25 protein-coding genes are annotated in these 24,152 nt (G+C 68.9%); 14 read left to right on the top strand and 11 right to left on the bottom strand.

Annotation, left to right across the window (positions count from 1 at the left end):
- Nucleotides 1–5 precede the first annotated feature (5 nt).
- Nucleotides 6–1,259, bottom strand: a complete 1,254-nt coding sequence (locus tag D6T64_RS15630) for a D-alanyl-D-alanine carboxypeptidase family protein (RefSeq protein WP_119975613.1) — start codon at nt 1,257–1,259, stop codon at nt 6–8.
- Nucleotides 1,259–2,092 carry a TrmH family RNA methyltransferase gene (locus D6T64_RS15625; RefSeq protein ID WP_119975612.1) on the bottom strand — a complete coding sequence of 278 codons (834 nt, stop codon included), beginning with the start codon at nt 2,090–2,092 and terminating at the stop codon, nt 1,259–1,261. Before D6T64_RS15625 ends, D6T64_RS15630 begins: the two co-directional genes overlap by 1 nt.
- A 199-nt stretch (nt 2,093–2,291) precedes the next feature.
- Between D6T64_RS15625 and D6T64_RS15620 the strand changes: the two genes are divergently transcribed.
- From D6T64_RS15620 to D6T64_RS15595, 6 genes are all read left to right on the top strand, one after another.
- Nucleotides 2,292–3,128 carry a Sir2 family NAD-dependent protein deacetylase gene (locus D6T64_RS15620; protein ID WP_233551270.1) on the top strand — a complete coding sequence of 279 codons (837 nt, stop codon included), beginning with the start codon at nt 2,292–2,294 and terminating at the stop codon, nt 3,126–3,128.
- A complete protein-coding gene (locus D6T64_RS15615) occupies nt 3,125–3,745 on the top strand; it encodes a histidine phosphatase family protein (RefSeq protein ID WP_233551240.1) in 621 nt (206 codons plus the stop codon). Before D6T64_RS15620 ends, D6T64_RS15615 begins: the two co-directional genes overlap by 4 nt.
- Nucleotides 3,746–3,783: 38 nt before the next feature.
- On the top strand, nt 3,784–4,617 hold the full coding sequence (locus D6T64_RS15610) for a VOC family protein (protein WP_119975610.1): 834 nt from the start codon (nt 3,784–3,786) through the stop codon (nt 4,615–4,617).
- A gap of 72 nt (nt 4,618–4,689) precedes the next feature.
- The gene (locus tag D6T64_RS15605) at nt 4,690–5,472 is read left to right on the top strand and encodes a LamB/YcsF family protein (protein ID WP_119975609.1); all 783 of its coding nucleotides are present in this window, start codon (nt 4,690–4,692) and stop codon (nt 5,470–5,472) included.
- Between the two features lie 4 nt (nt 5,473–5,476).
- Nucleotides 5,477–7,102: a 5-oxoprolinase subunit B/C family protein gene (locus tag D6T64_RS15600; RefSeq protein WP_119975608.1), complete on the top strand. Its 1,626-nt coding sequence runs from the start codon at nt 5,477–5,479 to the stop codon at nt 7,100–7,102.
- 4 nt (nt 7,103–7,106) lie between these two features.
- The gene (locus tag D6T64_RS15595; protein ID WP_119975607.1) at nt 7,107–8,837 is read left to right on the top strand and encodes an acetyl/propionyl/methylcrotonyl-CoA carboxylase subunit alpha; all 1,731 of its coding nucleotides are present in this window, start codon (nt 7,107–7,109) and stop codon (nt 8,835–8,837) included.
- A 276-nt stretch (nt 8,838–9,113) separates the two neighbouring features.
- Here the strand turns inward: D6T64_RS15595 and D6T64_RS15590 are convergent, their stop codons facing one another.
- Nucleotides 9,114–9,500: a hypothetical protein gene (locus D6T64_RS15590; RefSeq protein WP_147364588.1), complete on the bottom strand. Its 387-nt coding sequence runs from the start codon at nt 9,498–9,500 to the stop codon at nt 9,114–9,116.
- Nucleotides 9,501–9,559: 59 nt separating this feature from the next.
- Here D6T64_RS15590 and D6T64_RS15585 point away from each other — a divergent pair, with 59 nt between their 5' ends.
- Together D6T64_RS15585 and D6T64_RS15580 are read left to right on the top strand one after the other, a co-directional pair.
- On the top strand, nt 9,560–10,072 hold the full coding sequence (locus tag D6T64_RS15585; RefSeq protein ID WP_119975605.1) for a GNAT family N-acetyltransferase: 513 nt from the start codon (nt 9,560–9,562) through the stop codon (nt 10,070–10,072).
- 34 nt (nt 10,073–10,106) lie between these two features.
- Nucleotides 10,107–10,817, top strand: coding sequence for a GntR family transcriptional regulator (locus D6T64_RS15580; RefSeq protein ID WP_119975604.1), 711 nt, complete (start codon nt 10,107–10,109; stop codon nt 10,815–10,817).
- Nucleotides 10,818–10,903: 86 nt separating this feature from the next.
- Here the strand turns inward: D6T64_RS15580 and D6T64_RS15575 are convergent, their stop codons facing one another.
- The 4 genes from D6T64_RS15575 to D6T64_RS15560 all read right to left on the bottom strand — a co-directional run bounded on the left by D6T64_RS15575 (nt 10,904) and on the right by D6T64_RS15560 (nt 15,160).
- Nucleotides 10,904–11,767 (bottom strand): putative hydro-lyase, encoded by an 864-nt coding sequence (locus D6T64_RS15575; protein WP_119975603.1) that lies wholly within the window; start codon nt 11,765–11,767, stop codon nt 10,904–10,906.
- A complete protein-coding gene (locus tag D6T64_RS15570; RefSeq protein ID WP_233551238.1) occupies nt 11,768–13,021 on the bottom strand; it encodes an NRAMP family divalent metal transporter in 1,254 nt (417 codons plus the stop codon). It abuts the gene before it with no gap.
- 151 nt (nt 13,022–13,172) lie between these two features.
- Nucleotides 13,173–14,261 carry a glycosyltransferase family 4 protein gene (locus D6T64_RS15565; RefSeq protein ID WP_119975602.1) on the bottom strand — a complete coding sequence of 363 codons (1,089 nt, stop codon included), beginning with the start codon at nt 14,259–14,261 and terminating at the stop codon, nt 13,173–13,175.
- Nucleotides 14,258–15,160, bottom strand: a complete 903-nt coding sequence (locus D6T64_RS15560) for an alpha/beta fold hydrolase (protein WP_119975687.1) — start codon at nt 15,158–15,160, stop codon at nt 14,258–14,260. The genes D6T64_RS15565 and D6T64_RS15560 overlap by 4 nt, the downstream gene beginning before the upstream one ends.
- Nucleotides 15,161–15,279: 119 nt before the next feature.
- Here D6T64_RS15560 and treS point away from each other — a divergent pair, with 119 nt between their 5' ends.
- A complete protein-coding gene (gene treS, locus D6T64_RS15555; RefSeq protein WP_119975601.1) occupies nt 15,280–16,977 on the top strand; it encodes a maltose alpha-D-glucosyltransferase in 1,698 nt (565 codons plus the stop codon).
- A gap of 169 nt (nt 16,978–17,146) precedes the next feature.
- Here treS and D6T64_RS15550 read toward each other — a convergent pair whose 3' ends face one another.
- The 3 genes from D6T64_RS15550 to glgA all read right to left on the bottom strand — a co-directional run bounded on the left by D6T64_RS15550 (nt 17,147) and on the right by glgA (nt 19,574).
- Nucleotides 17,147–17,398 (bottom strand): type B 50S ribosomal protein L31, encoded by a 252-nt coding sequence (locus D6T64_RS15550; RefSeq protein WP_119975600.1) that lies wholly within the window; start codon nt 17,396–17,398, stop codon nt 17,147–17,149.
- Between the two features lie 136 nt (nt 17,399–17,534).
- Nucleotides 17,535–18,317, bottom strand: coding sequence for an ABC transporter ATP-binding protein (locus D6T64_RS15545; RefSeq protein ID WP_119975599.1), 783 nt, complete (start codon nt 18,315–18,317; stop codon nt 17,535–17,537).
- 75 nt (nt 18,318–18,392) lie between these two features.
- Nucleotides 18,393–19,574: a glycogen synthase gene (gene glgA, locus D6T64_RS15540; protein ID WP_119975598.1), complete on the bottom strand. Its 1,182-nt coding sequence runs from the start codon at nt 19,572–19,574 to the stop codon at nt 18,393–18,395.
- Between the two features lie 117 nt (nt 19,575–19,691).
- Here glgA and D6T64_RS15535 point away from each other — a divergent pair, with 117 nt between their 5' ends.
- Together D6T64_RS15535 and serB are read left to right on the top strand one after the other, a co-directional pair.
- A complete protein-coding gene (locus tag D6T64_RS15535; protein ID WP_119975597.1) occupies nt 19,692–20,936 on the top strand; it encodes a glucose-1-phosphate adenylyltransferase in 1,245 nt (414 codons plus the stop codon).
- A gap of 77 nt (nt 20,937–21,013) precedes the next feature.
- Nucleotides 21,014–21,673 (top strand): phosphoserine phosphatase SerB, encoded by a 660-nt coding sequence (gene serB, locus D6T64_RS15530; RefSeq protein WP_377011620.1) that lies wholly within the window; start codon nt 21,014–21,016, stop codon nt 21,671–21,673.
- Nucleotides 21,674–21,780: 107 nt separating this feature from the next.
- Here serB and fabG read toward each other — a convergent pair whose 3' ends face one another.
- A complete protein-coding gene (fabG, locus tag D6T64_RS15525) occupies nt 21,781–22,488 on the bottom strand; it encodes a 3-oxoacyl-ACP reductase FabG (protein ID WP_233551237.1) in 708 nt (235 codons plus the stop codon).
- Nucleotides 22,489–22,621: 133 nt separating this feature from the next.
- Between fabG and D6T64_RS15520 the strand changes: the two genes are divergently transcribed.
- From D6T64_RS15520 to D6T64_RS15510, 3 genes are read left to right on the top strand one after another with little or no spacing between them, the layout of a single operon-like run.
- Nucleotides 22,622–22,978 carry a DUF3099 domain-containing protein gene (locus D6T64_RS15520; protein WP_119975595.1) on the top strand — a complete coding sequence of 119 codons (357 nt, stop codon included), beginning with the start codon at nt 22,622–22,624 and terminating at the stop codon, nt 22,976–22,978.
- Nucleotides 22,975–23,265 carry a hypothetical protein gene (locus D6T64_RS15515; RefSeq protein ID WP_233551233.1) on the top strand — a complete coding sequence of 97 codons (291 nt, stop codon included), beginning with the start codon at nt 22,975–22,977 and terminating at the stop codon, nt 23,263–23,265. Before D6T64_RS15520 ends, D6T64_RS15515 begins: the two co-directional genes overlap by 4 nt.
- Nucleotides 23,262–24,104 (top strand): SURF1 family cytochrome oxidase biogenesis protein, encoded by an 843-nt coding sequence (locus tag D6T64_RS15510; RefSeq protein WP_119975594.1) that lies wholly within the window; start codon nt 23,262–23,264, stop codon nt 24,102–24,104. Before D6T64_RS15515 ends, D6T64_RS15510 begins: the two co-directional genes overlap by 4 nt.
- The last annotated feature ends 48 nt before the right edge of the window (nt 24,105–24,152 follow it).

Below are 24,152 nucleotides of genomic sequence, written 5' to 3'. Positions count from 1 at the left end.
GGGCCCTAGCCGTCGATCAGCTCGCCGGGGTGGCCCATCCGCCAGCCGAGGCCCGGATCGGTCAGGTCGGTCTCGAGTTCGAGCGGCACCGTCACGGTCTGGTCGCCGACAAGAAAGTCGAGGCTGCCGATGTCGTCGCCGACGGCGCCGAGCTGCATCGATTCAGCCGCGGCGGTGCCGGTGATCGCCGTGTCCGACCAGACGAGAGCGGATGCCGCCTCCGCAGCGACCACCCGTGCGCTCTGGCCCCACGCGGTCGAGTACTGGCCGAACGACTCCCCCGCCTCGGCGAGGGTGACCTGCTGGAACCCGGGAGCCATACTCTCGATCAGCGCGGCCACGGCCTGTCGCACCTCGAGCCCGGACTCACCGTTCAGCACAACACCGACCACGGTGACGGTTTCGGAGCCGACCGTGATGTCGGCGGAGAAGAGCAGGCAGGAACCCGCGACATCCGTCGTGCCGGTCTTCATGCCGGTGACCGTGACGTCGCTGACGCCGGGGAGCGGGCCGAGCAGGGTGTTGGTGTTCTCGACGGTGCCGATCACCGGCAGGTCGATCGTGGGGATCGCGACCATCGAGGCGAGGGCCGGGTTCGCGGTGACGAGCTTCGCCAGTTCGATCAGGTCGGCGGTGGTGCTGACGCTGTTCGAGGAGATGCCGCTCGCGTCGGCGACGACGGTTCCGGTGAGGCCGTGCTCGGCGAGCCAGTCGGCGGCGGCGGAGAGATACGCCTGCTCGGAGCCGTAGGCCCAGACGATCAGGGACTCCGCGTAGTTGTTTCCGGAGGCCAGGAGCATGGCGAGCATCGCCTCGCGCTGGCTGAGCTGCATGCCGCCGACCACGGGCGCGACCGAACCGCCCTCGGCCAGGGCCTCGTAATAGAAGTCGATATCGACTTCCGTGAAGGTGATTTCGGGGCCCGGCGCGTCGCCGCTCAGCGGCTTGGCGTCGAGAATGACGAGCGAGGTGACCATCTTTGTGATGCTCGCGATCGGCACGGTGCCGGTCGAGCCGCTCGCGGCGAGCACGCCCGGAAACCCGACCGCCCCGACGGCGCTCGAGCCGAAGCTCGGCAGCGCGGGCTGCACGGCCGGCTGGGTGGCGTCGGCCGGCTGGGTGAGGGTCGCGGCGGCGACGGGAACCGGCGCGAGGCCGGTTCCGCCGACGTAGATGATGCCGACGAGGGCGACGGTGACGAGGCTGACGACCGCGATGCGGCGACGACGGTAGGTCTCGCGGCGCGTGTAGTAGGGCATCAGTCGATCCTACGGACCCGGGGGGTGTTCGGCACGCGCAACGCGTACAACGCGACGGCACTCGCCGCGGCGACGTTGAGGGAGTCGACGCCGTGCAGCATCGGGATCGTGACGACCGTGTCGGCGTCGGCCAGGGCCCGGTGGCTCAGGCCGTCGCCCTCGGTGCCCATGACGATGGCGAGGCGCTCCGGGGCATCCGCTGCGAAATCTTCGAGGGACACGGCGTCGTCGGACAGCGCGAGGGCGGCGAGGTGGAAGCCGGCCGCGTGCAGCATCGGCGTCGCCACGTCCCATTCGGGCAGCCGCGTCCATGGCACCTGCAGCACGGTGCCCATGCTCACGCGCACGCTGCGGCGGTAGAGCGGGTCGGCGCAGCGCGGGCTGATCAGCACGGCGTCGGCGCCGAGGCCGGCGACGGCGCGAAAGATCGCCCCGACGTTCGTGTGGTCGACGATGTCCTCGAGGATCACCAGGCGGCGGGCGTCCCGGATCAGGTCTTCGACCGGCGCCAGGGCGGGCCGGTGCATCGACGCGAGGGCACCGCGGTGCAGGTTGTAGCCGGTGAGCGTCTCGAGCACGGCCGGCTCCCCCACGTAGACGGGCACGTCGGGCCAGTCGGCGAGCAAGGGTTCGACGGTGGGCAGCCACTGTTCCTGCAGCAGCACCGAGCGCGGCCGGTGGCCGGCCTGCAGGGCGCGCATCATGACCTTGGTCGACTCGGCGATGTAGAGCCCGTCTTCGGGTTCGGACAGGCGGCGCAGCACGACATCGGTGAGCCGGGAGTAGTCGGCCAGTCCGGGCAGGGAGAGATCGTCGATGGGAATTATCTGCACGGCTGGTGCCTTTCGTCAAGAGAACTTCTCCCAGCCTGACAGGTGAGTAAACAAAGAGGAAAACCGACGCGTTTAGACTCGAGGTGGAGAGTCAATCGAACGGATGGAGCACCTCGTGGCTGAACTTGTGTCGAGTCCCGGTTTGCTCGCCGACCCCGCGCCGGCGCCTGCCCCCGCAGACCCTCGAAGCGAACACGATCTGGATGCCGTCGCCGAGCTGCTGCGCGGTAAGCCCGCCGCCGTGCTGACCGGCGCCGGCCTCAGCACCGACTCGGGAATTCCGGACTACCGCGGCGAGGGCGCCCCCAAGCGCACCCCGATGACGTTCCAAACCTTTATCGCCGACGAACGCGCCCGCAAACGGTACTGGGCGGGCAGCCACCTCGGCTGGCGTCAGTTTCGCGCCGCGGGCCCCAACCTCGGCCACCTCTCCCTCGTGCGCCTCGAAGCGAACGCCGCGATCACCGGCGTGATCACCCAGAACGTCGACGGCCTGCACACCCGCGCCGGCTCCCGGCACGTCGTCGAACTGCACGGCTCGATGGACCGCGTCATCTGCCTCGACTGCGGCCAGGCCTTCGGCCGCGACAGCATCGCGGCACGGCTCGAAGCCGCGAACCCCTCTCTGGCCGGGGTCGAGACGGGGCCGGGCCAGGCGGATGCCGTGCGCATCGCCCCCGACGGAGACGCCGACGTCAGCGACATCGACGCCTTCACCGTTCCCGAGTGCTCGGTCTGCGGCGGAATGCTCAAGCCCAACGTGGTCTTCTTCGGCGAACTCGTGCCCACCGGCCGGTTCCTCGAGGCCACGGCGCTCGTCACCGCGGCGGAAGCCCTCGTGGTGGCCGGGTCGTCGCTCGCAGTGAATTCGGGCATCCGTTTGGTGGAACTGGCCCGGCGCCGAAAACTGCCCATCATCGTCATCAACCGTGGCGCCACCAAGGGTGACGGCCGTGCGGTCATCAAACTCGAGGCCGGCACCTCGGAGACCCTCGCCGGACTCGCCGACCGGCTCGCCCCGGGACGCGTGCGATGACGGGGAGCACGGCCGCGGTGACCCGGCTCTCGATCGTGCGGCACGGCCAGACCGACTGGAACCTGCACAAGCGCATCCAGGGCAGCACCGACATTCCCTTGAACGCGACCGGGCGGGCCGAGGCGGCCACGACCGGCCTGGGCCTGCTGACCCGGTCCTGGGACGGGATCGTGGCGAGCCCGCTGATGCGGGCGGCCGAGACGGCGCGAATCATCGCCGGCGAGCTGGGCCTGGCCCGGCCCGAACTGGTGCCGGCCCTCACCGAACGCCACCACGGCGACATTGAAGGGCTCTCGTTCACGGAGCGCCAGGAGAAGTTCCCGAACGGCGTCGTCGTGCCTGGGCTCGAATCCCGTCAGGCGGTGCTCGACCGGGTGCTGCCGGCGTTCAGCCTGTTGGCGGCGGCGCATCCCGGACAGAGCCTGCTCGTGGTCAGCCACGGCGGCGTGATCGGCACCCTGCTGCGCCACGCGACCGACGGAGAACGGCCCCGTCACGATGAGCTCATCGCCAACGGTTCGGTGCACGACTTCGAATGGCGTGAGGGGCGGCTCGTGCTGCTGCACTTCGCCGCGACCGTGCGCACACCGCAGGACGCCGGACATACGCCAGGGTAGGCATCCGCTGCTGTGACGACGACCAGAAGGAGAAGAGTATGACGGCACGAACCTATCCGGCCGGGGTGACCTGCTGGATCGACACCGAACAGCCAGACCCCGCAGCCGCGAGCCGCTTCTACGGCGGGCTGTTCGGCTGGACCTTCACGAATGTGATGCCGCCGCAGGCACCGTCGGTCTACCTGATCGCACAGTTGGCCGGCCAGGATGTGGGCGCGATCGGGTCCGGGCCGAGCGAGGCGCCGGAGTCGGCCACCTGGAACACCTACATCGCTGTCGCCGAAGCGGATGCCGCCGCGCTCGCGCTGGCCGCCGCGGGCGCGACCGTGACGGACGAACCGCACGATGCCGGGCCCGGCGGCCGCACCGCGAGCGTCCTCGACCCGCAGGGCGCCGAATTCCGGCTCTGGCAGGCATACCGGCGACTCGGCGCACAGTCCGTGAACGTGCCCGGATCCTGGAACTTCAGCGACCTGCGCACGGCCGATATCGCCGGCGCACGAGCGTTCTACGGCGACGCCTTCGGCTGGGAGTACCTGAACCTCGGCGACAGCGTCGAAACGATGGTGAGCGTGCCCGGTTACGGCGACCACCTCGCGGCGACCAGCGACCCCGAGATCTACCAGCGCCAGGCCGGTTCCCCGGCCGGCTTCGCCGACGTGATCGGCGCCATCGAGGGTGTCGCGCCCGATGTCGGATCGTCCTGGCACGTCAAGTTCAGCGTGGCCGATCGCGACGCCAGCGTTGCCCGCGCGGTCTCGCTCGGCGCGACCCTGCTCGAAACCTCGGAGTCCCCGTGGGCGGCGTTCGCCGAGGTTCGCGACCCGCAGGGCGCCGAATTCACGCTGAGCGAGTTTCGACCGCCGGCCTGACCACCGGATGCCGACCAATTTTCGCCGGATTGTTGAACAATCTGTCGAAATGGGGCAGGCTGGGCGAAACGAATGGGGACCCCAGTGGGCATCGACCGCACGACCATCGACCTGAACAGTGACGTCGGCGAGTCCTTCGGCATGTACACCCTCGGCGATGACGCCGCCATCATCAGCTCAGTCTCGAGCGTGAACGTGGCCGGCGGGTTTCACGCCGGCGACCCGAGCACCATCCGCGCCACCTGCGCCGCCGCCGCGGCGGCGGGCGTCACGGTCGGTGCCCACCCGGGCTACCGCGACCTCGCCGGCTTCGGCCGGCGGTTCATCGACATGGAGCCCGCCGAGCTCAGCAACGACGTGATTTACCAGATCGGTGCCGTGCAGGCCCTCGCCCGGGCCGCCGGCACGAGCGTGCGCTACGTGAAGCCGCACGGTGCCCTCTACAACGCCATCGCCCACCACCCGGTGCAGGCCCAGGCCGTGCTCGACGCGATCCTCACGGTCGACCCCACGCTGCCGTTGATGACCCTGCCGGGTTCCGAGGTCGGCCGACTCGCCCGCGCCTCGGGCCTCCGCACGGTCGCCGAGGCCTTCGCCGACCGGGCCTATAACGCCGACGGCAGCCTCGTCAGCCGCACCCGGCCGGGCGCCGTGCTGCACTCCGTATCGGCGGTCACCGACCAGGTGCTGCGCCTCGTGCTCGAGGGGCAGGTCGTCGCGATCGACGGCACCGTCATCGACATGCCGGTCGAGAGCATCTGCCTGCACGGCGACACACCCGACGCGGTCACCCTGGCCGCCGCCATCCGGTTCGCGCTCGTCGGCGCCGGCGTCACGATCCAGAGCTTCGTGTAAGCGGATGCTGCCCCCCACTTCGGTTTCCGGGCTGCGGATGCACCCGGTCGGCGACCGCGGCGTTCTGGTGCAGCTGCGGAGCCTCGACGAGGTGCTCAGCCTGCACGACTGGCTGCAGCGGCATCCGCTGCCCGGCCAGGTCGACGCGGTCGCTGCTGCCGAGACCGTGCTGATCACGGCCGATTCCGCCGCGGCCGCCCGCGGCTTCGCGGCCGCCCTGAGCGCCGCGGACCTCAGCCCGGTCACGGCGACGGATGACGCCCTCGTCACCCTCGACACGGTGTACGACGGCGCCGACCTCGACGAGGTCGCGCGACTGACCGGCCTCAGCCGTGACGGCGTGATCGCGGCCCATGCGGAGCAGGTCTGGACCGCGGCCTTCGGCGGGTTCGCGCCCGGCTTCGCCTACCTGGTCGGTGACGGACGGCTGGCGGTGCCGCGCCGCGACACCCCGCGGCCCGCCGTTCCGGCCGGTGCGGTTGCCCTGGCCGACCGGTACTCGGCGGTGTATCCGCGCGCCAGCCCGGGCGGCTGGCAGCTCATCGGGCGCACGAACGCGACCCTCTGGAACCTCGAGAGGCCCGAACCGGCCCTGGTCCGACCGGGAAACCGGGTGCAGTTTCGGAGTGTGCGCGAGCTCGTGACGGCGGATTCCAGCGGTGCGGTGGCGGCCAGGATAGTGACCGACGGGGCGGCATCCGCTTTCATCGTGGTGCAGCCCGGCGCCCAGACGACCGTGCAGGACCTCGGACGTCCCGGCTTCGCCGACCTCGGCGTGACCCGGTCGGGTGCGCTCGACCGGGGTGCGCTGCGCCGGGCAAACCGGCTGGCCGGCAACCCGGCGACCGCGGCGGTGCTCGAAAACGCCCTCGGCGGGCTCGTGCTCGACGTGCGAACGGACCAGGTTTTGGCAATGACCGGCGCTGCCCTGACGATCGACGTGACGAACGACGGCGTGCTGCGCACCGTTTCGACCGACGCCCCTTTCGCCGTGCACGCCGGAGACCGCCTGGCGCTCGGCACGCCCACCTCGGGCATGCGCTGCTACGTCGCCGTGCGCGGCGGTTTCGACGTCGCCCCGGTGCTCGGCAGTCGGTCGACCGACACGATGTCCGGGCTCGGTCCGGCGCCCCTCGCCGTCGGCAGCGCGCTGCGCGTACTGCCCGCCCCCTCGACGAGCGTCGTCGGAGACGCCGAGCCGTCCCCCGAACCGCCGCCCGCCGTGACCGAGCTGCGGTACGTGCCCGGACCCCGTGCCGACTGGATCGCCGCCGAGTCGCTCGCCGCCTTCACACAGACGGTCTACACCGTCAGCGCCCGGTCCAACCGCATCGGACTGCGGCTCGACGGGCCGGCGCTCTCGCGGTCACTCGCTCCCGGCCTGCCGACCGAGCTGCCCAGCGAGGGAACCGTGTACGGGGCGATCCAGATTCCGGCTTCCGGCCTGCCGGTGCTGTTCCTTGCCGACCACCCGGTGACCGGCGGCTACCCGGTGGTCGGCGTCGTGCTGCACGCCGACCTCGACCGGGCTGCGCAGCTGCCGGCCGGCGCGCGGCTGCGGTTCGTGCCGGCCGCGGATGCCGCCAGCCCACTTTTCGACCCATCCCCCGCTACTAGATCAGAAGGCTGACACCGTGCAGAAGATCCTCATCGCCAACCGCGGCGAAATCGCCGTGCGCATCCTGCGCGCCTGCGACGACGCCGGCCTCGAGTCCGTCGCGGTCTATGCCGACTCCGACGCCGATGCCCTGCACGTACAACTCGCCACCGAAGCATATGCCTTGGAGGGAATGAGCCCCGCCGACACCTATCTGAACGTCGAGAAGTTGCTCACGATCGCCCGCCGCGCGGGGGCGGACGCCGTGCACCCGGGCTACGGCTTTCTCTCTGAAAATGCCGACTTCGCCCAGGCGGTGATCGACGCCGGACTGGTGTGGATCGGGCCGTCGCCGGCGAGCATCCGTCTGCTGGGAAATAAGATCTCGGCCCGGGAGATCGCGATCCGGGTCGGGGCCCCGCTCGTGCCGGGCACCGACAGCACCGTCGAGTCGGCCGCCGAGGTGCGCGCGTTCGCCGAGCAGTTCGGCTTGCCGATCGCCATCAAGGCGGCCTTCGGCGGCGGCGGCCGCGGCCTCAAGGTGGTCTGGGAGCTCGACGCCATCGAGGAATCCTTCGACTCTGCCGTGCGCGAGTCGCAGGCGGCGTTCGGCCGCGGCGAGTGCTTCGTCGAACGCTTCCTGGTGCGGCCCCGGCACGTGGAGGCCCAGGTGCTCGCCGACGGCCACGGCACCGTCATCGTCGTGGGCACCCGCGACTGTTCCCTGCAGCGCCGCAACCAGAAACTCGTCGAGGAGGCGCCCGCGCCGTTCCTGACCGCGGCGCAGAGCGAGCAGATCTACACCTCGGCGAAGGCGATCTGCCGCGAAGCCGGGTATTCCGGCGCCGGCACGGTCGAGTACCTCGTGGCCGACGACGGCAGCGTGTCATTTCTCGAGGTCAACACCCGTCTCCAGGTCGAGCACCCCGTCACCGAAGAGACTTCGGGCATCGACCTCGTGCTCGCCCAGTTCCAGGTCGCCGCCGGCGGACCGCTGCCGGTTTCGGCCGACCCGGAGCCGCGCGGGCACGCGTTCGAGTTTCGCATCAACGCCGAGGACCCGGGCCGCGGTTTTCTGCCCTCCCCCGGCACCGTGACGCTGTTCGCGCCGCCGACCGGGCCCGGCGTGCGGGTCGACACCGGAGTGCAGAGCGGCGACACCATTCCCGGCCAGTTCGACTCGCTGCTCGCCAAGCTGATCGTCACCGGGGCGGATCGGCCGCAGGCCCTGCGCCGCGCCCGCCGCGCGCTGGCCGAATTCACCGTGCACGGGGTCGCGACCGTGCTGCCCTTCCACCGTGCGGTAGTGGCCTCCCCCGATTTCACGGCGACCGACCGGCTCGGTGTGCACACCGGCTGGATCGAGACCGACTTCGGCGATCGGCTCGCGCACGACGCGGAATTCAGCCACGGGGCGGCATCCGTCGCCCGGCGCTCGATCACGATCGAACTCGACGGCAAACGGATGTCGCTGGGCCTGCCCGCAGACCTGCTCGCCGCCCTTGCCGGTGGCGCGGGGGCGGCCGCGACGCCCGCTGCTGAAGTGGTCGACCCGGCCCAGTTGCGCTCGACGATGGGCGGCACCGTGGTCAAGTGGCTCATCGAGGCCGGTGCGACCGTCGCCGAGGGCGACCCGGTGCTCGTGCTCGAGGCGATGAAGATGGAGTCGACCGTGGTGGCACACCGCGCGGGAGTGCTCGCCGAGCTCGCGGTCGAGGCGGGCGACACCGTCGTCGTGGCCCAGCCGCTCGCCACCATCACCGCCTGACCGGCCCGTGTGGCACGGCCGGCCGGCACGGCTGCTTGCCAGCGGATGCCGACCCCGGCCGCGTACGGAATCCGCTACTCGGGTACTGCGCCGCTGCGNATCCGCTACTCGGGTACTGCGCCGCTGCGCGGGGTGTACGCGCCACCCGCGGAGGGGCGCACTACCCGCGCAGCTCCGGATGGAGGCCCCAACATCACCCGATTCCCGTCGCTGCGCGGGGGGGGGGGGTTACGCCGCTACGCGGGGGCACCGGGACGTACCTGAGCGCCTGGCCCATTAATACTCCGGCGAGTCCTCGGAGCTGAGCACAGTGAAGCTGCCGCTGCCCGTGCGCTGCACGGTCAGCACCACGGCTTCCTTCCAGGTGATGCCCTGGTCGCTGGTTGTGCCCGAGACCGTCGTCATGTCCAGGCCGACGAGGTCGACCGAGGGGCCGCCGCACTGCACGGGAAAACTCTCCATCACCGCCCCGCACAGGCGAGTCCCCGACGAATCGTCATAGAGCAGCCCGGTCACCGAGACCGGAGTGTCGGCGGAGCGGGACACGAGCTCGTCGACCGAGATCGAGGCATCCGCTGCGGTGCCGCCGGAGCAGGCCGCGAGCGTTCCGAGGCCGGCAACGACCAGCACCACCGCGACCGCGTCGCGCAACATGAATCTCATCGGCATGCCCCTCTTCGAGGTGAGAAAACGAGCCCGGTTCCGTTCCCTAAGCTTAGAAGATGACTCCCCCAGACACCGAGCGGCTGCATTTTCGGCCGATGACCGCCGATGACCTCGACGACCTGGCGGCCCTGCTCGGCGACCCGGCGCTGATGACCTACTACCCCGCCCCGAAAACGCGGGACGAAGCGCGAGGCTGGATCGACTGGAACCTGCGCAATTATGCCGAGCACGGCTACGGGCTCTGGATCATCGAAACGCGAGCCGGCCAGTTCGTCGGCGACTGCGGCCTCACCTGGCAGCAGGTCAACGGCAGGCTGGAACTCGAGGTCGGCTACCACGTGCGCTCGGCCGATCAGGGCCACGGCTACGCCACCGAGGCTGCACTGGCCTGCCGCAACTTTGCGCGGGACACGCTGCAGGTGCCACGGCTCGTGGCGATCATCCACCCCGACAACCAGGCGTCGCGGCGGGTCGCGCACAAGCTCGGGATGCGTTTTGTCGAAAATGACCTCGGTGGCGCGATTCCGGTGCGCTCCGTGCTCGGCATGCACTTCCCGGTTTCGTTGTAGCCGCCCCCCAGACGCGAGCCGATACTGTGAGCCTATGACCCTCGACGAGATCCTCAGCGACCTGCGCCGACAGACGGCGGTGGTGCGCCACGCGCAGACCGGAAGCTGGGTGGCATCCGTCTTGCGGGATCGAATCGGCGCCGGCCAGCTCGCCCCCGGCGCGAAACTGTCCGAGGAGGCGCTCTGCGACGTGCTCGGCGTGTCCCGCAACACGCTGCGCGAGGCGTTCTCGACCCTCGCCGCCGAGCACATCATCGCCCGCATCCCCAACCGCGGGGTCTTCGTCGCCCGCCCGACCGCCGACGACATTCGCGAGATCTACCGCGTGCGCCGCTTTCTCGAGCCCGCGGCACTGCTCTGGACCCCGCAGACGGATGCCCCGCTGCTGCACGCTGCCGTCGCCCGCGCCCGGGCGGCCCGCGACGCGAACTCAGTCGCGGGCATGGCGACGGCCAACCAGGACTTCCACGCGGGCGTCGTCGCCCTGACCGGCAGCGAGCGGCTGAGCCTGCAGATGAGCCAGGTGCTCGCCGAGATGCGCCTGGTCTTTCACTCGATGGCGGCCGACCCCGAGTTTCACGAGCCGTACATCGAGCGCAATGCCGACATTGTCGGCCTGTTCGACGCGGGCGACCGGGCAGGAGCGGTCGCGGCCCTCGCCGACTACCTCGATCGCGCCGAAGCACGCCTGCTCGCAGCCCACGCCGCGGCGAGTGCCGCTCCCGGCACCGACACCGTGCGCTGACCCAGCTCCGGTCGGGGCAGGTTCGGGTGCTGCGCACAGCAGTCGCTGCACCCCACACCGTGGCGGCCAGATCGGCGTGCTCGTGGTCAGGGCACGTAGTAGTCGCTGTCGCGGGCATCCGTGATGAGCATGTGCCCCGGCGCGTGGCCGAAGGCGAGGGCCGGGCGGGACTCCATGATCGCGGCCTGCGGGGTGACGCCGCAGGCCCAGAACACGGGAACGTCTCCCGGCGCGAGGTCGACGGGGTCGCCGAAATCCGGCCGGGACAGGTCTGTGATGCCGAGCTCGGCGGGGTCGCCGAAGTGCACGGGCGCGCCGTGCACCGCCGGGTAGTGCGCGGTGATGTTGACCGCGTCGAGCACCTGGTCCGCGGGAATCGGCCGCATCGAGACGACGAGCGGCCCGGTCAGTGCCCCGGCCGGCGTGCAGCGGCGAGCGGTGCGGTACATCGGCACGTTGACGCCCTGGTCGATGTGCCGAACCGGCACCCCGCCGGCCTGCAGAGCCGACTCGAAGGTGAAACTGCAGCCGACGATGAAGGTCACGAGGTCGTCCCGCCAGCGTGCGAGCAGGTCGGTCGGAGTCTCGACGAGTACGCCGTGTTCGTAGACGGTGTACCGGCCGAGGTCCGTGCGGATGTCTCCCCCGGCCAGCAGCGCCCCGCTCGTCTGGCCCGCCTCCAGAACGCCGAGAATCGGGCAGGCCTGCGGGTTGTTCTCGGCGAACAGCCGCACGTCGGCGGCTGACTCCGCGGGCACGATGATGAGGTTCGCCTGGGTGAAGCCACGGGACCAGCCCGCGGTGGGGGTGCTGAGTCCGGCCCGGAACAGGGACCGGGCCGCGGCGGGACTGACGGCGCCGGGATCCTGGGGCGGGCGCGGGGCATCCGCTGCCGAGGATCGCGCCGAGATCAGGGCGGCCGGGGCGGGATCGTTCGCGTGGCGACCCATCTAGACCCACAGCTGGCTGAGGCCGCCGAGCGACTGGTAGCCGAGGAACAATGTGAGCAGCCAGGCCGCGACGCCGATTCCGAGCAGCCACTTCGGGTACACGTAGCCGCCGAGCAGGTCGCGGCGACGCCAGGCAACCCAGATGATGAACGCGAAGCCGACGGGGAGGATGAGCCCGTTAACAGCGCCGGCCATGATCAGCAGCGTCGCGGGTGCCTGGCCGATGAAGGTGAACACGGTGGTCGAGACGGCGATGAAAACGACCGTGGCGATGCTGCGCACCCGCGGCGAGGTCTTCGCGGTGGTGACGAACGAGATCGACGTATAAGCGGCGCCGATCACGGAGGTGATCGATGCGGCCCAGAGGATGATGCCGAACAGTTTGAAGCCGATGATTCCGGCCGCGGATTGGAAGGCTTCGGCGGCCAGGTTGTCGCTCGTGAGTGCGACGCCGCCGGCGACGACGCCGAGGATCGCGAGGAACAGGAGCACCCGGATCACGCCGGTGATGATGATGCCGAGGACCGAGCTCTGGGTGATCTCGCGCACGTTTTCGGGACCGGAGACACCGGCGTCGATCATGCGGTGGGCACCGGCGTAGGTGATGTAGCCGCCGATGGTGCCGCCGATGAGCGTGGTGATGATGAGGAAGTCGATGTTGTCGGGGATGACCGCGTTGCGGAGCGCCTCACCGAGCGGCGGGCGCGACACGATCGCGACGTAGCCGATCAGCAGGATCATCACCGCGCCGAGCACGACGACGATCTTGTCGAGGGCGAGGCCGGCCCGCTTGCTGAGGAAGATGGCGATGGCGACCACGGCGGAGAGGATGCCGCCGAGGCGGGCATCGATGCCGAATAAGACGTTCAGGCCCAGGCCGGTGCCGGCGATGTTGCCGACGTTGAAGACGAGGCCCCCGAGGCAGATCAGCGCGGCGAGAAACCAGCCGGCGCCGGGAAGCACGGTGTTGGCCAGTTCCTGCGCGCGCTTGCCGCTGACGCCGATCACGCGCCAAACGTTCAGCTGCACGGCGATGTCGACGAGGATCGACACCACGATCGCGAAGGCGAACGCGGCCCCGAGCTGCACGGTGAAGTTCGTGGTCTGCACGATGAAGCCGGGGCCGACCGCGCTCGTGGCCATGAGGAACATGGCGCCGAGCAGGGCGCTGCGGTGCTTGTTCTTGGGGCGCCGGGGCTGCGTGCCCCTCGGCTGCGTGCCTTCCGGCGTCGTGCCGGGAACCGTCGTTGCCATGGTGCGCTCACTTCTCTGGGACAGAGCACCCGATCACCGATGCGGCGGGCACTGATTGTCGAGAAGCCTACGATTGTTGAACAATCCATGCAAGCAGATTGGGCGCATCCGTCCGGGGATTTACACGCTCGTAACCTGCGTTCCGCCCTGATCAGGCCTTTGGCCGGGTCACCGTTTCTTCCAGCACCCGCAGCAACCGCTCGGCCGAGGCCTCCCAGGTGAAGCGCTCGGCCTCCCCGAGCGACCGATCCGCGACCCGGGCCCATTCCCCCGGCTGCCCGAGGCGACGCACGGCGGCGGCGAAATCCGTGGCGCTCTCGGGCTGGGCGTAGAGAGCCGCGGCGCCGCCGATCTCGCGAAAAATGGGAATGTCGCTCACGATGACCGGGATGCCGAGGCTCATCGCCTCCACCAACGGAATGCCGAACCCCTCATCACGGCTCGCGGTGACGAGCGCCGTCGCCGAACCGAGCACCGCCAGGTACTCCTCGTCGGTCACCCCGTTATGGAAGACGAGCCGCGCCCGCGGCGCAAGGCCCTCCAGACGAGACTGCTCGTCGGGGGCGATGCGGCTCATCAGGTGCAGTTCGTGCTCGGGCAGCTGCGCGGCAGCCCGCACGAGGGTGTCGACGTTCTTGTACGGCATGAAGGAGCCCATGTAGACGAGACGGCCGGTCTCGGGCGCGCGACGGGCCAGCGCGACGGATGCCGCGGCATCCGTCACCGGGTTCGCCGCGTTGGAGACGACGGTCACCGGTCGCTCGGTCAGGTGGTGCTGCTCGAGCAGGTCCCGGGTCGTCTCCGACACCGTCACAATGCCGTCGGCCCGGTTCAGCAGCAGCCGCTGCGGCCACCAGCTGAGGTGGTACAGCCGCCAGAGCACCCGGATCGCGGCGGGCAGGTTGCGCGGCGGCGTGCGGTTGCGGTAGTAGATCAGGTCGTGCACGGTCAGCAGCAGACGGTAGTTGCGCCCCCACGACCCCATGGTCTGCATCGGGCTGAACACCACATCGGGGTGCAGCCGGTTCACCTGCCAGGCCACCAACGGTTCGCGGATGCTGGTGGGCGCGCTCACCCGCTGCCACGGCAGCGCGGGCAGCAGGGCCAACTGCCGAGGGTCGCTGATCAGCATCGTCACCGGGTGCAGCCGGGCCAGCGCGGTGACGAGGCCCGCGGTGTAGCGGCTGATGCCGTCGTGCCGGTCGAAGCGGGTGTACCGGCAGTCGACGACAATCTTCATGACTGGTCCTGGAGTGCCAGGAAGGCGGTGATCGCGGCCGCCGCCTGAGCCGGCTTTTCGTAGTGGATGAGGTGGCCGACGCCCTCGATCACCGTCAGCGATGCCTGCGGAAAAAGGCGGAGCAGCCGGTGTTGCGCGGCGAGCGGCGTGATGTCGTCGCGGTCGGCGGCCACCAGCAGGGTCGGCGCCGTGATTCGCCGGGCGTACTCGCTCACGTCGTGGCCGACCGAAGCCCGGAACGCCTCGAGCACGACCTGCCGGTTTGCGAAAGCCGAGAAGTAGCGGTCGTGTTCGGCGTGGATCCAGGTGCGCAGGGCAGGCTCGCGGGTCTTGGTCATGGACACGCTCATCACGCGCACGATGGCACGATTGCGCAGAAGTGCGTAGCCCAGGCGTTCCGGCAGCCGAGCGCCCGCCCAGTAGTAGAAGACCGCCAGGCGGGTCAGCACGCCACGAGGCCCGGATAGCGCGGGCGCGGCGATCGGGTTCACGAGCACGACCGCATCCGCCGGCAGGCCGCCGGCCACCGCCGCGGAGACGATGATCGAGCCGAAGGAGTGCCCGAGCAGGACCACGCGCCCGGTCGGCGCGAGCTGCTGCACGAAGCCGGCCAGCCAGGCGGCATACCCGTCGATGTCGTGGGAGCGTTCCGGAAACGGGGTGGACTCGCCGAAGCCGGGCAGGTCGGGTGAGACGATCCGCACCCCGGGCAGGTTCTGCGCCACGACGGGTTCGAGGCCGTGGTGGTCGCCGCGGAAGCCGTGCACCATCACGATCGTGGTGGTCGCGGCCGGGTCGCCGTACTCCCAGAAGCGGGTCGTGGAGCCGAGCACGGAGAGGCTGCGGCGCGTCACGGGAATCGCCTGGAGCGACAGGTCGAAGGGCGAGGAAGCGATCATCAGGTCAAGTTTATGGTGCCATCTCGCGCGGCAGTCGACCGTGACGCTGACCATGAACCTAGACTCAAGCTATTCACCCCGTGCTGACAGTGCCTCCCCGTGGGGCCGAGAGGACAACCGTGAGCTTCACCGCCCCCATCCAATTGCCCGGTCTGACCCTTGATCCGCTGTGGTACCGGCGTTCGGTGTTCTACGAGGTCATGGTGAGATCCTTCGTCGACAGCAACGCGGACGGCTCCGGCGATCTCTCCGGCCTCGTTTCCAAGCTGGATTACCTGCAGTGGCTCGGAATCGACACCCTCTGGATTCCCCCGTTCTACAACTCGCCGCTCAAAGACGGCGGCTACGACGTTTCCGACTTCCGCTCGATCCTGCCCGAGTTCGGCACCCTCGACGAGTTCAAGGACCTGGTCACCAAAGCCCACGAGCGCAACATGCGCATCATCATCGACCTGCCGCTCAATCACACGTCCGACCAGCACGAATGGTTCCAGCAGTCGCGGGCCGACCCCGACGGCCCCTACGGGGATTTCTACGTGTGGAGCGATACCGACGAGAAGTACCCGAACATCCGCGTCATCTTCATCGACACCGAGGAATCGAACTGGGCCTTCGATTCGGTGCGGCGCCAGTTCTTCTTCCACCGGTTCTTCTCGCACCAGCCCGACCTGAACTTTGAAAACCCGGCCGTGCACGAGGCGATGATCGAGGTCATCCGCTTCTGGCTCGACCTCGGCGTCGACGGCTTCCGGCTCGACGCCATCCCCTACCTCTACGAGAGCGAAGAGGGCAACGGCGAGAGCGAACCGCCCACGCACGACTTCATCAAGAAGCTGCGCCAGATGGTCGACCGCGACTACCCCGGCCGCATCATGATCGCCGAGGCCAACCAATGGCCGCGCGAGGTGGCCGCGTTCTTCGGCACCGACGACGAACCCGAATGCCACATGGCGTTCGACTTTCCCCTGATGCCGCGCATCTTCTATTCCCTGCGCTCGCAGCACGCCAACGAACTCGTGCGCGTGCTGTCCGAGACGACGGACATTCCCGAGGGCGCCGGCTGGGGCGTGTTCCTGCGCAACCACGACGAGCTCACCCTCGAGATGGTCAGTGAGGAATACCGCCAGGCGATGTACGGCTGGTACGCCTACGACCCACGGATGCGGTCCAACATCGGTATCAGGCGCCGCCTGGCCCCGCTGCTCGACAACTCCCGTGCCGAACTCGAACTCGCCCACGCGCTGCTGTTCGCGCTGCCCGGCAGCCCGTTCCTGTACTACGGCGATGAGATCGGCATGGGTGATAACATCTGGCTGCCCGACCGGGACAGTTCGCGCACACCGATGCAGTGGACCCCCGACCGCAACGCGGGGTTCTCCGATGCCGACCCGGGCAAATTGTTCCTGCCCGTCGTGCAGTCCCTGGTCTACAACTACACGCAGACCAACGTGGAGTCGCACCTGGCCCAGTCCGGGTCGCTGCTGCACTGGGTGCGCAACGTGATCCACGTGCGCAAGGCGCACCCCACGTTCGGGCTCGGGGCGATTCGGGTGCTCTCGACCAACCACGAATCGGTGCTCGCCTTCACCCGCACCTACGCCGGCTCGGGAACGATGTTCGGCGACCAGCCCGAGACGCTGCTCTGCGTGTTCAGCTTCGCCCACAACCCCGTCGCGTTCCGGATCGAAGACGCCGAGATGGCGGGCACCCGCCTCTATGATGTGTTCGGAGGCGCGGTGTTCCCGACCTTCGACGACGACGGCGCCCTCACCCTGACCCTCGGCGCCCAGAGCTTCTACTGGCTGCACTGCGGCTGATCATTCTCGCGAGTGACTCTCGCGAGTGAGCATTTTCTGCACTTCCCGGGCCTGTGAAGTGCAGAAAATGCTCACTCGCGGGGCAGGGCGGGGTGGGGGCGCGAGTGCGGGGTACAAAAAAGGAGCGGCCCGCATAGCGGGGCGCTCCTTTTTCGGGAAGGGGTGTGGCTTATTTGCCGAAGCCCTTGTAACGCGAGTTGAACTTCTCCACGCGTCCGGCGGAGTCCATGATGCGCTGCTTGCCCGTGTAGAACGGGTGCGACTCGGAGGAGATTTCCACGTCGATGACCGGGTACGTGGTGCCGTCTTCCCACTCGATGGTCTTCTTGCTGGAGACCGTGGAGCGGGTCAGGAACGTCGCGCCGGAGGCGAGGTCGCGGAAGACAACCGCGTTGTACTCGGGGTGAATGTCAGACTTCATGAAAATTTCCTCTACGCACTTCAGGTGGACAGACTTGTAACTGGCCACAGTGCTGCTCGATTGTCGGGGAGGCCAAACGGCCAACTCCTGACTTTAGCAGGCCGCAGCGAACGGATGCGACGCACCGGCGAAAAAATCAGACCGCGCGCGCCGCGAATCGGCCGTCGTTTTCGGTCAGCTCGATCGACAGCCCGAAGGCCTGGCTGAGGTTCGCTGCGGTGAGGGCTTCGGCAAGCGGTCCGGCGGCGACGACGCCGCCGTGGGACAGCAGCAGCGCGTGGGTGAACCCGCGCGGAATCTCCTCGACGTGGTGGGTGACCATGATGATGGCCGGCGAGTCGACCGCGCTCGCGTAGCCGCTCAGCAGTTGCAGCAGGCTTTCGCGCGCGCCGAGGTCGAGGCTCGCGGCGGGCTCGTCGAGCAGCAGCATCTCGGGGTCGGTCATCACGGCCCGGGCGATCTGCACCCGCTTCTGCTCGCCGTCGCTCAGGGTGCCGAATTTGCGGGCGGCGAGGTGGTCGAGCTTCCATTCGGAGAGCACCCGCTGGGCGCGGCGCTCATCGATGTCTTCGTATTCTTCGTTCCAACGCCCGGTGACCGAGTAGGCCGCGGTCATGACGACGTCGAGCACCTTCTCGTCGGCCGGAACACGGCGGGCCATGGCGGTCGAGGCAAAGCCGATGCGCGGGCGCAGCTCGAAGAGATCGGTGCCGCCGAGCGGCTCGGCGAGAATCTCGGCTTTTCCGCTCGTCGGGTGGATGAGCGCGGCAGCGATCTGCAGCAGCGTGGTCTTGCCGGCACCGTTCGGGCCGAGGATCACCCAGCGCTGGTCGTCGTCGACGCTCCAGTCCACTGAGTCGAGGATGGTTGTGCCACCCCGGACGACGGAAACCCCGGAAAAGTGAAGAACGTTGACCATACAGCCATGCTATCTGGCCGCCCGCGACGTGAATCACAGCGCGGGCGGCATCCGCTCGTCAGAACGGGTTGATGCCTACAGCAGCGAGGTGTAGATCTCCCGGGTGCGGGTCGCGATCTGGCTCCAGCCGAACTCCCGTTCGGCACGGATGCGGCCGGCGCGGCCCATCTCGGCGGCCCGTGCCGGGTCACTGACGACCTCGGTGAGGGTGGCAGCGAGGTCGGCGACGAACCGGTCGGGGTCGAGCGGGGTGCCGGTGCCGTCGGTCATCTGGTCGATCGGCACGAGCCGGCCGGTCTCACCGTCGGCGACGACCTCGGGAATGCCGCCGGTCGCGGTGCCGACGACGGCGAGGCCGCAGGCCATGGCCTCGAGGTTGACGATGCCGAGCGGTTCGTAGATGGACGGGCAGACGAAGGCGGTGCCGTTGGTGAGCACGGCGGCCAGCTCGGGCTGGGACAGCAGACGGTTGATCCAGACCACGCCGGTGCGGGTCTGCTGCAGCGCTTCGACGCCGGCGGTGACCTCGGCGAGAATGCCAGGGGTGTCCGGGGCGCCGGCACACAGCACGAGCTGCACTTCGGGCGGCAGCGCCGCGGCGGCACGCAGCAGGTAGGGCAGGCCCTTCTGGCGGGTGATGCGCCCGACGAAGACGACGGAGGGCCGGTCGGGGTCGATGCCGAGGGCCCGTACCACGTCGAGGTCGACGAGAGGCTTCCACGTCTCGAGGTCGATGCCGTTGTAGACGGTGCGTACCTTGGACTCGTCGAGCGCGGGGTAGCTGCGCAGGATGTCTCGACGCATGCCGTCGCTGACGGCGATCACGGCATCCGCTGCCTCGAAGGCGGTCTTCTCGATCCAGCTCGAGACGCGGTAGCCGCCACCGAGCTGCTCGGCCTTCCACGGCCGCAGGGGCTCGAGGCTGTGCGCGGTGACGACGTGCGGCACTCCGTGCAGCAGCTTGGCGAAGTGCCCGGCACCGTTGGCGTACCAGGTGTGCGAGTGCACCACGTCGGCGCCGGCGACGTCCTGGGCCATCTGCAGGTCGACGCCGAGGGTGGCGAGCGTGGGGTTCGCGCCGGCGAGTTCGACCGGCACCGGGTAGGCGAAGGTGTCGGCGTCGGTTCGGGGCGCTCCGAAGCAGCGCACGACCACGTCGAGGTCGGTCCGCAGGGCCCGCACGAGCTCGGTCACGTGCACGCCCGCTCCCCCGTAAATCTCCGGCGGATATTCCTTGGTCAACAAATCGATGCGCATGCGCTAAAGCTAGCGCGGCCCGGCGACGGATGCATCCCCGCAGACTCATCTCAGAACATCCCCGACACATCCCCCGATGGGTGGCCGGGGACCCCGGATGGCTCTACTGTAAGGAGCATGAAGGCCAAGAAGATTTTCGGAATCGTTCTCGCTGGTGGTGAGGGAAAACGGTTGATGCCGTTGACCGAGGACCGCGCCAAGCCGGCCGTCCCGTTCGGCGGGCATTATCGCCTCGTCGACTTTGCACTCTCCAACCTCATCAACTCGGGTGTCACCAAAGTTGTGGTGCTCACCCAATACAAGTCACACAGCCTCGACCGTCACGTCTCCCAGACGTGGCACGTCACCGGGGGGCTGTTCAACTCCTACATTGCGTCCGTGCCCGCACAGCAGCGGCTCGGCAAACGCTGGTTCAGCGGTTCGGCCGACGCGATCCTGCAGAGCCTCAACCTGATCCACGATGAAAAACCCGACATCGTCGTCGTGGTCGGTGCCGACCACGTCTACCGCATGGACTTCAGTCAGATGATCGACGCCCATATTGCGTCCGGCGCGAGCGCCACCGTGGCCGCCATTCGGCAGCCGATCGGCCTGGCCGACCAGTTCGGTGTCATCGAGGTCGACCCGACCCACCCGGATCGCATCTCCGAGTTCCTCGAAAAGCCGAAAAACGCGAAGGGCCTCGCCGACAACCCCAACGAGGTTTTCGCCTCGATGGGCAACTACGTCTTCAACACCGACGCGCTCATCGAAGCCGTGCTGCGCGACGGCGAACGCACCGACTCCAGCCACGACATGGGTGGCGACATCATTCCCGACTTCGTCGGCCGCGGCGAAGCGGGCGTCTACGACCTGCAGCGCAATGAGCTGCCGGGTTCGACCGACCGCGACCGCTACTACTGGCGCAACGTGGGAACGATCGACTCGTTCTTCGAGGCCCACCAGGACCTCATCTCGGCCCTGCCGGTCTTCAACCTGTACAACCAGGAATGGCCGATCTTCAGCATGCAGCTGAACTCCCCGCCGGCGAAGTTCGTGCGCGACGGCAAGGGCGCCCTCGGCACCATGATCGACTCGATCGTGTCGCTCGGTTGCGTCATTTCCGGCGCCCACATCGAGCGGAGTGTGCTCGGCCCGTGGACGACGATCAGCTCCGGCGCGCAGGTGGTGGACTCGATCGTCTTCGACCGCGTCAACATCGAGGCCGGGGCCATCGTGCGCCGGGCCATCCTCGACAAGGAGGTCGTCGTCGAAGCCGGCGCTCAGGTCGGAGTGGATCGCAGCCGCGACCTCGCCCGTGGTTTCAGCGTCACCGAGTCGGGCATCACCGTGGTCGGCAAGGGCGTTCGCGTTCAGCCGTGACGAATTCGCTCCTTGCTCCCGCTCCCGCTCCTGCTCCCCTGCCCGCCCACGCGCTGCCCGACCGGGCGGCGCGCTCCGTGACCCCCTACCCGCGGGGGCACCCTGCGTTCCTCGTCGTGCTCGACGCGGACTCGACCCTGATCCGCGATGAGGTCATCGAACTGCTGGCGGATGCCGCGGGTTCCCGCGCGCACGTCGCCGCGATCACCGAGGCGGCCATGCGCGGCGAACTCGATTTCGCCGAAAGTCTGCGGGAGCGCGTCGGGACCCTCGCCGGGCTTCCGGTGAGCGTGTTCGCCGACGTGGGGCGTCTCATCCGCAAGACACCGGGAGTGCACGAGCTGATCGACGGCCTGCACGCGAACGGCAGCCGGGTCGGCGTGGTCTCGGGCGGCTTTCACGAGCTGCTCGACCCGCTCGCCGCCGAGCTCGGGCTCGATCACTGGCGCGCCAACCGCCTCGAGGTGCGCGACGGTTTTCTGACCGGCGGCCTGGTCGGGCCGATCATCGACGCACTCGCGAAAGCGGATGCGCTCACCGAGTGGGCTCTGGCCGACGGGGTGCCGCTGGCCCGCACGGTGGCGGTCGGCGACGGGGCCAACGACCTCGAGATGATGAAGGTCGCCGGCCTCGCGGTGGCGTTCAATGCGAAACCCCGGGTGAAACGGGAGGCGGATGTCGTGATCGACGCCCTCGACCTCAGCCAGGTGCTGCCGCTGCTCGGCCTGCGCGGCTAGAAACATCTCGCGAAAAACACCTCGCGAGTGAGCAATAAATGCACTTCCCGGGCTCGGGAAGTGCATTTATTGCTCACTCGCGGAGAAGCGCGGAGAAGAGGGCGCGGCTAATGGCCCATGCCGAGGCCACCGTCGACGGGGATGACCGCGCCGGAGATGTACGCGGCGTCGTCGCCGGCGAGCCAGGTGACCACCCGGGCGACCTCGGTCGGGGTCGCGAAGCGGTTCGCGGGAATATTGCGCTTGTACTCGGCCTGCTGGGCCTCGGGCAGTGCGGCGGTCATGTCGGTCTCGATGAAGCCGGGCGCGACGACGTTCGCGGTGATGCCGCGCGAGCCGAGCTCACGGGTGACCGAACGGGCCAGGCCCACGAGACCGCTCTTCGAGGCGGCGTAGTTGACCTGCCCCGCCGAGCCGTAGAGGCCGACCACGCTGGAAATGAGCACGATGCGACCGAAGCGGGCCTTGAGCATCCCCTTCGACGCCCGCTTCACGACACGGAAGGCGCCGCTCAGGTTGGTGTCGATGACCGAGGTGAAGTCCTCGTCGGACATGCGCATGAGCAGCGTGTCCTTGGTGATGCCGGCGTTGGCCACGACGACCTCGACCGGGCCGAGGGCCCCTTCGATCACGGTGAACGCCGCATCGATCGATGCCGCGTCGGTGACGTCGGCGCGCACGGTGAGGCTGCCGGCGGGGCCCTCGCCCGAGCGTGAGGTCACGGCCACCCGGTGGCCCTGGGCGACAAACTCTGCGGCAATGGCAAAACCGATGCCGCGGTTGCCTCCGGTCACGAGCACGGTGCGAGTCGACAAATTGAGCTTCCCATCAGGTGAGTCGGGCCCGGGACCCGGCTGGGAATTCAGTCCGGACGTCCCCGCGGATGCCCAACGAGACGTATTCTTGTAAGTGGTGCAGTTGCACCACAACCCCCTAACGATAGCCGACATGAAACAGCAGTCGATAACTTCCCTCCCTATGTCCCCCGAGGAGGAACGACGCCGTCGCATGATCAAATATTCGCTTGCCATGGGCGTGCGTGTCATCTGCATCCTGCTCATGCTCGTCGCGCAGGGCTGGTGGCTGCTCGTCTGCGCGATCGGCGCGATCGTGCTGCCGTACGTGGCCGTGGTCATCGCGAACGTGCAGGTCAGTCCCCCGCAGGCGCCGGTGCTTCGGCCCGGCGGCGTGGAACTCTACCGCGGCGACGACACCGGCACTACCGGCCAGGGCGGTACAACGCAGCACGGCTACGACGCCAGCAGCGACACCGGCGAAATCTACCGCCCCGAGAGCGGCACATGATCGGTCTGGGCTCGCCCGCGACCGACACCTGCTCACGCGCCGGCTGCCGAGAAACGGCCGCCTGGCGCCTCGACTGGCGTAATCCGCGCATCCACACCGAAGACCGGGTGAAGACCTGGGTCGCCTGCGGCGACCATGTCGACTACCTGCGTGAATTCCTCGCCGCGCGCGACTTTCCCCTCAGTGTCAGTCCCCTGCGTGTCAGTCCCCTGCGTGTCAGTCCCCTGCGTGTCAGCCCTCTGCGTGTCAGCCCTCTGGCTGCAGCGGATGCGGCGGCCGATTCATGACGGACTGGAAGTTCGCGTTCACTCGCCGCTGGGCGGGGTATCTGGCCCTGGTCATCGTCTTCGCCGCGGTCTGTTCCGGCCTCGGGGTCTGGCAGCTCGCCCGTCGGGACGAAGCCCTCGTCGAACTGTCGAAGATCGACGCCAACTTCGACTCCGCGCCGGTGCCACTCGACGCGGCCCTGACCACCCTCACCTCGTTCTCGGAGTCCCAGAAGTGGCTGCCGGTCGAGATGACGGGCACCTACCTCGTCGAGGACGAGCTCCTGGTGCGCAATCGCCCCCTGAACATCAACCCCGGCTTCGAGGTGCTCACCCCGCTACGCCTCGCCGACGGCACGGTGTTCATCGTCAACCGCGGCTGGCTACCCACCGGCCAGGAACAGGATGCCCCCGACGTGGTTCCGGCTCCCCCGACCGGCACGGTCACCGTCACGGCCCGACTGAAGGCCGGCGAGCCCACGTTGAACAACCGCACGGCGAGCGGCAACCAGATCGCCACCATCAACCTCGAAGACGTCGCCGAGCGCCTGGACCTGCCCACCTACACGGGAGCCTACGGCTTGATGGACACCGAGACTCCCGCCGTGGCGGAGCGTCCGACGGCGGTCGTCAAGCCCGTCCGCGATGAGGGTCCGCACCTGTCGTACGCCTTCCAGTGGTTCGTGTTCGGACTGATGGCCTTCGTCGGCCTCGGCTGGGCGCTGCGCGAGGAGTACCGCGTCGTGAACGCGGCCGACCCGGAGGAGCGCGAACGCGCCGACGAACGGGCCCGCAAGCAGGCTGCAAAGCCGAAGAGCGATGCCGAGGTCGAGGACGCCCTGCTCGACCGGCAGCACTAGAGCAGCCGGCCAGCAGGCAGCACACACGACACGAGCCCGGTCAGGAAG

The sequence above is a fragment of the Cryobacterium melibiosiphilum genome, from assembly GCF_003602235.1.
In the GTDB taxonomy this organism is placed as follows: Bacteria; Actinomycetota; Actinomycetes; order Actinomycetales; family Microbacteriaceae; genus Cryobacterium; species Cryobacterium melibiosiphilum.
Note: the sequence above shows the minus strand (reverse complement) of the source record. Positions and strands in the feature narration are given on the sequence as shown.

Excerpts from the sequence above, each read along its gene's own strand:
- D6T64_RS15630 (WP_119975613.1), bottom strand. The coding sequence starts at position 1,259 with ATGCCCTACTACACGCGCCGCGAGACCTACCGTCGTCGCCGCATCGCG.
- D6T64_RS15615 (WP_233551240.1), top strand. The coding sequence starts at position 3,125 with ATGACGGGGAGCACGGCCGCGGTGACCCGGCTCTCGATCGTGCGGCAC.
- D6T64_RS15610 (WP_119975610.1), top strand. The coding sequence starts at position 3,784 with ATGACGGCACGAACCTATCCGGCCGGGGTGACCTGCTGGATCGACACC.
- D6T64_RS15605 (WP_119975609.1), top strand. The coding sequence starts at position 4,690 with ATGGGGACCCCAGTGGGCATCGACCGCACGACCATCGACCTGAACAGT.
- D6T64_RS15600 (WP_119975608.1), top strand. The coding sequence starts at position 5,477 with ATGCTGCCCCCCACTTCGGTTTCCGGGCTGCGGATGCACCCGGTCGGC.
- D6T64_RS15590 (WP_147364588.1), bottom strand. The coding sequence starts at position 9,500 with ATGAGATTCATGTTGCGCGACGCGGTCGCGGTGGTGCTGGTCGTTGCC.
- D6T64_RS15585 (WP_119975605.1), top strand. The coding sequence starts at position 9,560 with ATGACTCCCCCAGACACCGAGCGGCTGCATTTTCGGCCGATGACCGCC.
- D6T64_RS15580 (WP_119975604.1), top strand. The coding sequence starts at position 10,107 with ATGACCCTCGACGAGATCCTCAGCGACCTGCGCCGACAGACGGCGGTG.
- D6T64_RS15575 (WP_119975603.1), bottom strand. The coding sequence starts at position 11,767 with ATGGGTCGCCACGCGAACGATCCCGCCCCGGCCGCCCTGATCTCGGCG.
- D6T64_RS15570 (WP_233551238.1), bottom strand. The coding sequence starts at position 13,021 with ATGGCAACGACGGTTCCCGGCACGACGCCGGAAGGCACGCAGCCGAGG.
- D6T64_RS15565 (WP_119975602.1), bottom strand. The coding sequence starts at position 14,261 with ATGAAGATTGTCGTCGACTGCCGGTACACCCGCTTCGACCGGCACGAC.
- D6T64_RS15560 (WP_119975687.1), bottom strand. The coding sequence starts at position 15,160 with ATGATCGCTTCCTCGCCCTTCGACCTGTCGCTCCAGGCGATTCCCGTG.
- D6T64_RS15550 (WP_119975600.1), bottom strand. The coding sequence starts at position 17,398 with ATGAAGTCTGACATTCACCCCGAGTACAACGCGGTTGTCTTCCGCGAC.
- D6T64_RS15545 (WP_119975599.1), bottom strand. The coding sequence starts at position 18,317 with ATGGTCAACGTTCTTCACTTTTCCGGGGTTTCCGTCGTCCGGGGTGGC.
- glgA (WP_119975598.1), bottom strand. The coding sequence starts at position 19,574 with ATGCGCATCGATTTGTTGACCAAGGAATATCCGCCGGAGATTTACGGG.
- D6T64_RS15535 (WP_119975597.1), top strand. The coding sequence starts at position 19,692 with ATGAAGGCCAAGAAGATTTTCGGAATCGTTCTCGCTGGTGGTGAGGGA.
- D6T64_RS15520 (WP_119975595.1), top strand. The coding sequence starts at position 22,622 with ATGAAACAGCAGTCGATAACTTCCCTCCCTATGTCCCCCGAGGAGGAA.
- D6T64_RS15515 (WP_233551233.1), top strand. The coding sequence starts at position 22,975 with ATGATCGGTCTGGGCTCGCCCGCGACCGACACCTGCTCACGCGCCGGC.
- D6T64_RS15510 (WP_119975594.1), top strand. The coding sequence starts at position 23,262 with ATGACGGACTGGAAGTTCGCGTTCACTCGCCGCTGGGCGGGGTATCTG.